A 7,743-nucleotide genomic window follows, 5' to 3' on the forward strand; every position below is an offset into this window, starting at 1 on the left:
CTGCGCGCTGCACGGGCAGATGGCCACATTTGCTGAAGCCGCTGTGGCGGACCGCCCGGCATGACCTTGTACCTGGACCTGCTGCGCCACGGCGAAACCGAATTGGGTGGTGGCCTGCGCGGCAGCCTCGACGATGCGCTCACCGAAAACGGCTGGGCGCAAATGCGTGCTGCCGTGGCCGAGCAGGGCCCGTGGGATCGCCTGATCAGTTCGCCGCTGCAACGGTGTGCGCGGTTTGCACAAGAGCTCGGCGCAACACTCAACGTGCCAGTGAGCCTGGAAAAGGCTCTGCAGGAATTGCACTTCGGCGCCTGGGAAGGGCAGAGCGCAGCGGCGTTGATGGAGACCGATGCCGAAGGGCTGGGCGCGTTCTGGGCTGATCCCTATAGCTTCACACCACCAGAGGGCGAACGTGTCAGCGACTTTTCCGAACGGGTCCTCGGCGCGGTCTCACGCTTGCATCAGGCTTATGCTGGCCAGCGTGTGCTGTTGATCAGTCACGGTGGGGTGATGCGTCTGCTGCTGGCCCAGGCGCGCGGTTTGCCCCGAGCGCAATTGCTGAATGTCGAAGTCGGCCATGGCGCGCTGTTCAGCCTGCAGGTCGCGGCCGACGGCGTGCTGAAGGAAGGGCGCTGAACATGCTGCCGTTCTGGATCGCCCTGCAGTTCCTGAGCAGCCTGCCAATTCGTCTGCCGGGCATGCCGCAACCGCAGGAACTGGGGCGCTCACTGCTGTTTTACCCATTGGTGGGCTTGCTGTTCGGCCTGCTGTTGTGGGGACTGAATCTCGCGTTGACGGGCGCGCCGTTGTTGCTGCACGCAGCGCTGTTGCTGACGGCCTGGGTGTTGCTCAGTGGCGGTTTGCACCTGGACGGGCTGGCAGACAGCGCGGACGCCTGGCTCGGTGGTTTTGGCGATCGTGAGCGCACCCTGAGCATCATGAAAGACCCACGCAGCGGGCCGATCGCCGTGGTCACCCTCGGCCTGGTGTTGTTGCTCAAGTTCACCGCGCTGGTAGCGCTGATCGAACAGCACAATGGCGCAGCACTGATCCTCGCGCCGCTGATCGGGCGTGCTTCGATGCTCGCGCTGTTTCTCACCACGCGCTATGTGCGTGCAGGAGGACTGGGCCAGGCATTGTCGGATCACTTACCGAGGATTGTCGGCCAGCAGGTGCTGATCCTCAGCGGCCTGGCCTGCCTCCTGATCGCTGGTTTCAGCGGCGGGATTGCGGTCCTGCTCGCGGCGCTGTGCTTTATCGGCCTGCGCCACCTGATGGTCAAGCGCCTCGGCGGCACCACGGGCGACACCGCCGGCGCGCTGCTGGAGTTGCTGGAAGTGGCGGTTCTGGTCGGTCTGGCGCTGTAACACTTGCTTGCATTTGCTGAATCGCGGGTATATACACGTTCCATGCTTGCCTCCCAATGTTTATGCACCAACCTGCGACGCGCCGCCCGTGGCGTCAGCAGGCATTACGACGGCGCTCTCGACGGCTTCGGGATCAACGTCGCCCAGTATTCTTTGCTGTGCAATCTGCAGCGTCTCGATCAGCCGAGTATTTCCAGCCTGGCCGACGCCATGGGGCTGGATCGCAGTACTTTGGGGCGCAACCTGCGCGTACTGGAAGGCGAAGGCCTGGTGCGGTTGGTCGAGGGCGACGATCTGCGCAACCGCCTGGTGCTGTTGACCGAAGCCGGCGCGGCGCGACTGGCAGCGGCCTTGCCGGCCTGGGAGGCGGCGCAGCAGAAATTGATTGATCGGTTAGGCGCGGAAAAACGCGAAACCCTGTTGGCCTTGCTGGATGAACTCGCCTGAACACGGGTTTGTTTGACTACAAGCGGGTATATACCCGTAAATGGAGAATAAGAAATGACCTCGATGTGGCGCACCAGTGGCTGGATTCTTGTGGGGAGTGCGCTGATCCTGGCGTTGTCCCTGGGTGTGCGGCATGGCTTTGGGCTGTTCCTGGCGCCGATGAGCGCCGAATTCGGCTGGGGGCGTGAGACGTTTGCCTTTGCCATTGCCTTACAGAACCTGATCTGGGGCCTGGCACAGCCGTTCACCGGTGCCCTGGCCGACCGCTTTGGGGCGAGCAAGGCGGTGTTGGTTGGCGGTGTGTTGTACGCCGTCGGCCTGGTGCTGATGGGGATGTCCGATTCGGCGTGGTCGCTGTCGTTGAGCGCCGGTTTGCTGATTGGTATTGGTCTTTCCGGCACCTCGTTCTCGGTGATTCTGGGCGTGGTCGGCCGTGCCGTGCCGCCGGAAAAACGCAGCATGGCCATGGGCATTGCGAGTGCCGCCGGTTCTTTCGGCCAGTTCGCCATGGTGCCGGGCACCCTGGGCTTGATCAGTTGGCTGGGTTGGTCGGCGGCACTGCTGGCGCTGGGCTTGATGGTGGCGCTGATTCTGCCGCTGGTGAGCATGCTCAAGGATCGGCCGCTGCCTGTCATGGCCGGCCAGCAAACCTTGCGTGAAGCGCTGAAGGAAGCCTGCTCCCACTCCGGGTTCTGGCTACTGGCGTTCGGTTTTTTCGTCTGCGGTTTCCAGGTGGTGTTTATCGGCGTGCATCTGCCGGCTTACCTGGTCGATCAGCATTTGCCGGCGACTACCGGCACCACCGTCTTGGCCTTGATCGGCCTGTTTAATATCTTCGGCACTTATACCGCCGGCTGGCTCGGCGGGCGCATGTCCAAGCCGCGCCTGCTGACCGGCCTGTACCTGTTGCGGGCGGTGGTGATCGGGCTGTTCCTGTGGGCGCCGGTGACTGAAATCTCGGCCTACCTGTTCGGTATGGCGATGGGCTTTTTGTGGTTGTCCACGGTGCCGCTGACCAATGGTACGGTCGCGACGCTGTTTGGAGTGCGAAACCTCTCGATGCTCGGTGGGATCGTGTTCCTGTTCCACCAGCTCGGTTCGTTCCTCGGCGGCTGGTTGGGTGGGGTGGTCTATGATCGAACCGGCAACTACGATTTGATCTGGCAAGTGGCGATTCTCTTGAGCCTGCTCGCCGCCGCCCTGAACTGGCCGGTGCGTGAGCGGCCGGTGGCGCGGTTGCAGACGCAGATGGAGGTAGCATGAGTTCCAATGGCTATTGGCTGGTTGGGGCAGGGGCGGCAACGCTTCTGCTGCTTCTGGCGTGGTGGGGCTGGCAGCGCGGTGGGCTGGCGTTGATGCAACTGGGTATGTCGATCTGTTAAGTTCGTGGTCTGACTCCTTTGAAGGACACACGACATGCAGATGCGCTGGCTTGCAATACCCGTCCTGATGGCTGCTTTTGGCGGTGCGGCCATGGCCGCCAGTTGCCCGCCGTTGCTGGAGGGGCAGTTGCCCAAGTTGCGCGCCAAGGAATCCATCGACCTGTGCCAGCGCTTTGCCGGCAAGCCTCTGGTGATCGTCAATACCGCCAGCTTCTGTGGGTTTGCGCCGCAATTCAAAGGCCTCGAGGCGTTATACCAGCGCTACAAGGGCCAGGGCCTGGAAGTGATTGGCGTGCCTTCCGATGACTTCAAGCAGGAAGCCAAGACCGGTGAGGAAACTGCCAAGGTTTGCTACGTGAATTATGGCGTCACCTTCACCATGACTGAGCCGCAGACGGTCAAAGGGCCGGATGCCGTGCATCTGTTCAAGATACTGGCGCAGCAGAGCAGCGCGCCGAAGTGGAATTTCTACAAGTACGTGGTGGATCGCCAGGGCAAGGTGATCGCCAATTTCTCCAGCCTGACCAAACCGGACAGCCCGGACTTGCTCAAGGCGGTGGAAGAGGCGTTAGCTTCGAAACCCTGATCGTCGCCCATTGAAAAGCCCCGCCTCCTTTGCAGGAGCGCGGGGCTTTCTTATGCGCGAGCAGGTCAGAACTTGTACGTCACACCCAGGCCGAAACCGTTGGCGCTGTTTTCGTATTTGGAGCTGTAGGAACCCAGCGCGTTGGATTTGTTGACTTTGACCGGCTCTTCCTTGAGGTAGGAGTAAGCCACGTCAACGGTCATGTTATCCATCACTGCGTAACCCATACCCACACTGAAGATGGTCCGGTCGCCGGTAGGGATGCGTGGCGAACGATCGGTGTTGTTGGTTGGCGACTGGTCGAAGCTCAGGCCGGTACGCAGTACCACCTGCTTGGTGACCTGATACGAGGTACCCAGGGCATAAGCCCAGGTATCGTGCCAGTTCTGCGGCTCAGTGATAGTGCCGACGAGCGTAGGTGCAAGCGCACCGCCACTAGCTGCTGTCACACCTTCGTTGTTGATGGTGATGTCTTTCAAGCGACTCCAACGAGTCCAGGTTGCACCCGCATACAGTTTCCAGGCGTCGCTGAGATCTTGAGTGACCGACAGGTCCCAGGATTCAGGGGTGTCGACTTTCAATGACGCATCGTAGCGGTTGTTGGCCAGCACCACCGATGGAACCGTGGCAGCTTTGGTGACTTCGGTGTGGCCTTTGAGTTTGTACTTCACTTGCGAGTGGTAGGTCAGGCCAACGCGAGTGGTATCGGTGGCTTGAACCAGAATACCGGCGTTAAAGCCCAGGGCTGTATCATCGCCTTTGACTTTGACCTTGTTGTCGCCTGGGATCCCTAGGCCTGCCAGGCTTGGGCGCGATTCCAGGGTGCCGTCGATACGGTTGATGGTCGGACCAAAGCCGATGGATACGCGATCATTGAACGCATAGCTGACGGTCGGTTGGAAGGTGATGACCGAGACTTCGCTCTTGCTGCCAAACCCGCGACCCTGGAAACCACTTTCGTAGTCGGTTTTCAGGCCGAACGGTGCATAAACACCGAAGCCGATAGCCCATTGATCGTTAAGTTTGTTGGTGTAGAAGCCAAAAGGTACGCCAGTGAAAGGCACCATGTCGCCTTTGTTCGTCCCGCTGGAACGGCCACCGGCATCTTTGATATTGGTCGAGGCATCAATCACCGCGAAACCACCGGTAATTTGCTGGCCTTCCAGGCGAGCCATACCGGCAGGGTTACCATAGACAGTGCTTGCGTTTTCGGCAGTGGAAGAGCGTCCTGCGAAGCCCGTACCCATCCCGGCGACGTCTTGTTCGTTAAGGGCAAAGCCACTTGCGAAGACGTGGGATGAGGCCATGGCAACGGCGAGGCTAAGTGTGGTCTTGAGCATTACTTTTTTCATTATTAGAACTCCGTGTGATCACCGCAGCGGAAAGTATCAATAAATTACACATCACGCTATAGGCTGTAACACTGGAGATAGAGCTGTTTTGTAGGACAATCCTACCAAAATAGCGACTTTTTAGCGAATATTGCAAATTTCCTGATCAGCAAGCCACCTGATTCATGGATGAAACACAGGATTTCCAGGCATGGGTGAAATCGCGAAGACGGCCTTGAGGGTGAAATATTTCTTTCCAGATACGCGCCATGGCCAATACATCTCCCTGTGCGGGCAAGACGAGGCGCCGTTGTTCCACCAGCAGCCAGGCGATGGCCGTGGCGTAACGCAGGTTAACGGTCAGCTCAAGCTGGGGCGCGCTGAGGAAAGCATGCTGGCTGGCCAGGCCGCGCACCAGGCTTGCGCGTTCCGGGTCCAGCGCCAGGTAGGTGTCCCATAGGGCGCGGTGACGTGGTTCGGTGATGCTATACAGGCCGTGGCCGCGACGGTCGTGCAAGGCGGAGCCGAGTTCCGACTGGCTGGCGGCAATGCCCAGCAACAGAGATTCAGCCGTCTGGTCGTGGCGCCCGAGGTAAATAAGCGTCGGCTTGATCACATAACGACACAATTCGCTGGCAGCGATACCCATACTCGCCTCAATCCGTGAAAGTGGTCGACGAAGCCTGAGCGGGTGGGGGCTTGGCAGCGGTGGATCGGATCTCAGGCCCGTCGTAAGCGGATCATGCCGCTTGAGTTGAAGTGTAGTGTCATATTCGTGCTGTAAAGGACTGTTTTTAAAACATCTTCTTTAATCAGTTATAACGTTTATATCGATTCGTGCTGAGTGAAAACATTCAAATCCTGAATATCAGGCAATAAAAAACCCTGCGTTTTAAACAGGGTTTTTGTGTTTCAGCAACTCGGGTCGATCAGGCAACCAGTGCCTGACGGGTACGCTCGATCACGGCCTGCAGCGGTTCTGCGCTGGAGTATTGATCGGGGTACAGGCGTTCGCTGTGACGAGCGATACCGTGTTCGTTGACCAGGGTGAAGCTGAAGCAGCCTTTGCGAGCGGCCATGATCAGACAGTTCATTGGTGCAAAAGCGTTGGTGAGGGTGCGAATGGCATCCTGAGTATGGATTTGAGTGGACATATTATTGGTGTTCCTACAAATAACACGGTTAAGAACCGCGCAACGTTAAAACGTTCCAGTGACGTCGATCACCATTGATCGAACGAAGAACCCGACTGGAACAAAGCAGCCAGTTTGAAGCGCTAATAGTTTAGGCGCGCTTGGGCTGGCAGGTAGGTACTTAGGAGGGCAGGCAACACAACAGGGGCAAAGGTTCTGGGCCCAGGGTGAAGATCCTGATCAATTGGCAGGTTGGTTCGGTCAGAGTATTGATACTTCGCGACACCCTTTGCTTGTTCAAAGGCAGTGTCGTCGTAAGTGATACCTGGAAACCATCAAGGTGGCCGATCCCGTGTTGTTCAGGGGAGTTGTTCGACCAGAATTGACTTTCAGCTTGGTACTAACGCTGCGGATAGTAACGGATCGAAGCGGGGAATGGAAGCGTGCAGGCAAAAAAACTTCAGTCAGCCCTCCAGCAACCCGTGATACACCAGCACCGTGACGGCTGCCGCCAGCGAGGAGCCCAGCGCATACGCGGCCAGGGTCAGGCGCAGGGACTGGCCGGTTTCGATCATTTTCATGACATCGCCCATGTCATTGATCCGGCCCTCGCCCAACTCGATACACAGGCTGATGGCGGTGAACGCCGCGGAGAGCAGGATCGCGATGGCGAACAATGCGCCGTCGGGTGAGGGTAGTGCGGCATTGATTCCCAGGGAGGTCGCGCAGATAGCCAGCAACAACACTGTGAATAACAGAATTCCTTTCATCGACCCGCACATGGTTGCGTTGTAGGTGGGGCAGTGTGGCGACCTGTACTGAATTTGAAAAGTCCCTGCCTGGCCGTGCCGGTAACATATTCAAGCAGTATCGGATCAAAAAATACCGGCGATATAACCAGGGAAGAGGGGGGTGTACACATTGTTCACAGTAGGTGTCACCGGCCTGTCAAGTGTTTCGAACCGGCTCCGTCAGTCTGCAATGAAAATTTAAGTCAATGAAAAATATCGCTTTTTTTTATTGGTGAAAAAATCGTCAGTTTGACTGCGGCCCCCATTCCATGGGGCTTTGCGCGAGTTAAAGGTGGGTTGTCCACTGACTTATCCACAGCTTCTGTGGATTGTCCCAAGCGCTTGCTCTAGCACGGGCGTGCAGGTTTTTTTCGGCTTTACCTGTACGAAAAAAAGAGTAGAGTGGCGCGCCTTCCGTTCTGTCCCGCAGTGCTTTATGAAGTTTCGCTCAGTGTCACCTTCTGCTACCGACACCCCTCCGGCTGTTACCCCACCCAAGCGTTTCTCCTTGAAAGTCGCATTGTGGTTGCTCGACAGCCCGCGCCTAGGCCACAGCACCAACGTCAAACATTTTGCCGGGCGCTTGCTCAAACAGCCGGCCCGTGACGGCGTCGTCGCCGCGCAAAGCCGACTTGGCCAATTGATGTGCCGCGAATGTGGTAATGCCCGCGACCGCCGCATCGGCCACGACCTCCTGCGCCTGGCC

The 7,743-nt window shown here is 58.4% G+C and carries 11 protein-coding genes; 7 read left to right on the plus strand and 4 right to left on the minus strand.

Going from position 1 to position 7,743, the window contains the following annotated elements:
- The first annotated feature begins 60 nt into the window (after nucleotides 1–60).
- The 6 genes from cobC to L9Z73_RS21165 all read left to right on the plus strand — a co-directional run bounded on the left by cobC (nucleotide 61) and on the right by L9Z73_RS21165 (nucleotide 3,782).
- Complete coding sequence (cobC, locus tag L9Z73_RS21145) at nucleotides 61–636, plus strand: alpha-ribazole phosphatase family protein (protein WP_247405035.1); 576 nt, start codon at nucleotides 61–63, stop codon at nucleotides 634–636.
- A gap of 2 nt (nucleotides 637–638) precedes the next feature.
- On the plus strand, nucleotides 639–1,367 hold the full coding sequence (locus L9Z73_RS21150; RefSeq protein ID WP_247405038.1) for an adenosylcobinamide-GDP ribazoletransferase: 729 nt from the start codon (nucleotides 639–641) through the stop codon (nucleotides 1,365–1,367).
- A 42-nt stretch (nucleotides 1,368–1,409) separates the two neighbouring features.
- The gene (locus L9Z73_RS21155; RefSeq protein WP_247405041.1) at nucleotides 1,410–1,814 is read left to right on the plus strand and encodes a MarR family winged helix-turn-helix transcriptional regulator; all 405 of its coding nucleotides are present in this window, start codon (nucleotides 1,410–1,412) and stop codon (nucleotides 1,812–1,814) included.
- A 63-nt stretch (nucleotides 1,815–1,877) separates the two neighbouring features.
- The gene (locus L9Z73_RS21160; RefSeq protein ID WP_247405060.1) at nucleotides 1,878–3,077 is read left to right on the plus strand and encodes an MFS transporter; all 1,200 of its coding nucleotides are present in this window, start codon (nucleotides 1,878–1,880) and stop codon (nucleotides 3,075–3,077) included.
- Nucleotides 3,074–3,196 (plus strand): hypothetical protein, encoded by a 123-nt coding sequence (locus tag L9Z73_RS31225; protein WP_269816499.1) that lies wholly within the window; start codon nucleotides 3,074–3,076, stop codon nucleotides 3,194–3,196. The genes L9Z73_RS21160 and L9Z73_RS31225 overlap by 4 nt, the downstream gene beginning before the upstream one ends.
- A 34-nt stretch (nucleotides 3,197–3,230) precedes the next feature.
- Nucleotides 3,231–3,782, plus strand: coding sequence for a glutathione peroxidase (locus L9Z73_RS21165; protein WP_247405045.1), 552 nt, complete (start codon nucleotides 3,231–3,233; stop codon nucleotides 3,780–3,782).
- Nucleotides 3,783–3,847: 65 nt separating this feature from the next.
- On the opposite strand, the gene L9Z73_RS21170 is transcribed toward L9Z73_RS21165, so the two are convergent.
- From L9Z73_RS21170 to L9Z73_RS21185, 4 genes are all read right to left on the minus strand, one after another.
- Nucleotides 3,848–5,134 (minus strand): OmpP1/FadL family transporter, encoded by a 1,287-nt coding sequence (locus tag L9Z73_RS21170; protein WP_247405048.1) that lies wholly within the window; start codon nucleotides 5,132–5,134, stop codon nucleotides 3,848–3,850.
- A 145-nt stretch (nucleotides 5,135–5,279) separates the two neighbouring features.
- The gene (locus L9Z73_RS21175; RefSeq protein WP_247405050.1) at nucleotides 5,280–5,762 is read right to left on the minus strand and encodes a hypothetical protein; all 483 of its coding nucleotides are present in this window, start codon (nucleotides 5,760–5,762) and stop codon (nucleotides 5,280–5,282) included.
- 280 nt (nucleotides 5,763–6,042) lie between these two features.
- On the minus strand, nucleotides 6,043–6,267 hold the full coding sequence (locus L9Z73_RS21180; RefSeq protein WP_007898912.1) for a hypothetical protein: 225 nt from the start codon (nucleotides 6,265–6,267) through the stop codon (nucleotides 6,043–6,045).
- 443 nt (nucleotides 6,268–6,710) lie between these two features.
- Entirely contained in the window at nucleotides 6,711–7,016 is a 306-nt protein-coding gene (locus L9Z73_RS21185; protein ID WP_247405053.1) for a hypothetical protein, read from the minus strand.
- A gap of 457 nt (nucleotides 7,017–7,473) precedes the next feature.
- On the opposite strand from L9Z73_RS21185, the gene L9Z73_RS21190 reads away from it, so the two are divergent.
- A partial coding sequence (locus L9Z73_RS21190) for a sel1 repeat family protein (RefSeq protein ID WP_247405057.1) occupies nucleotides 7,474–7,743 on the plus strand: 270 nt, incomplete at its 3' end.

This window comes from Pseudomonas emilianonis (assembly GCF_023072625.1).
Classification (GTDB): Bacteria; Pseudomonadota; Gammaproteobacteria; order Pseudomonadales; family Pseudomonadaceae; genus Aquipseudomonas; species Aquipseudomonas paraveronii.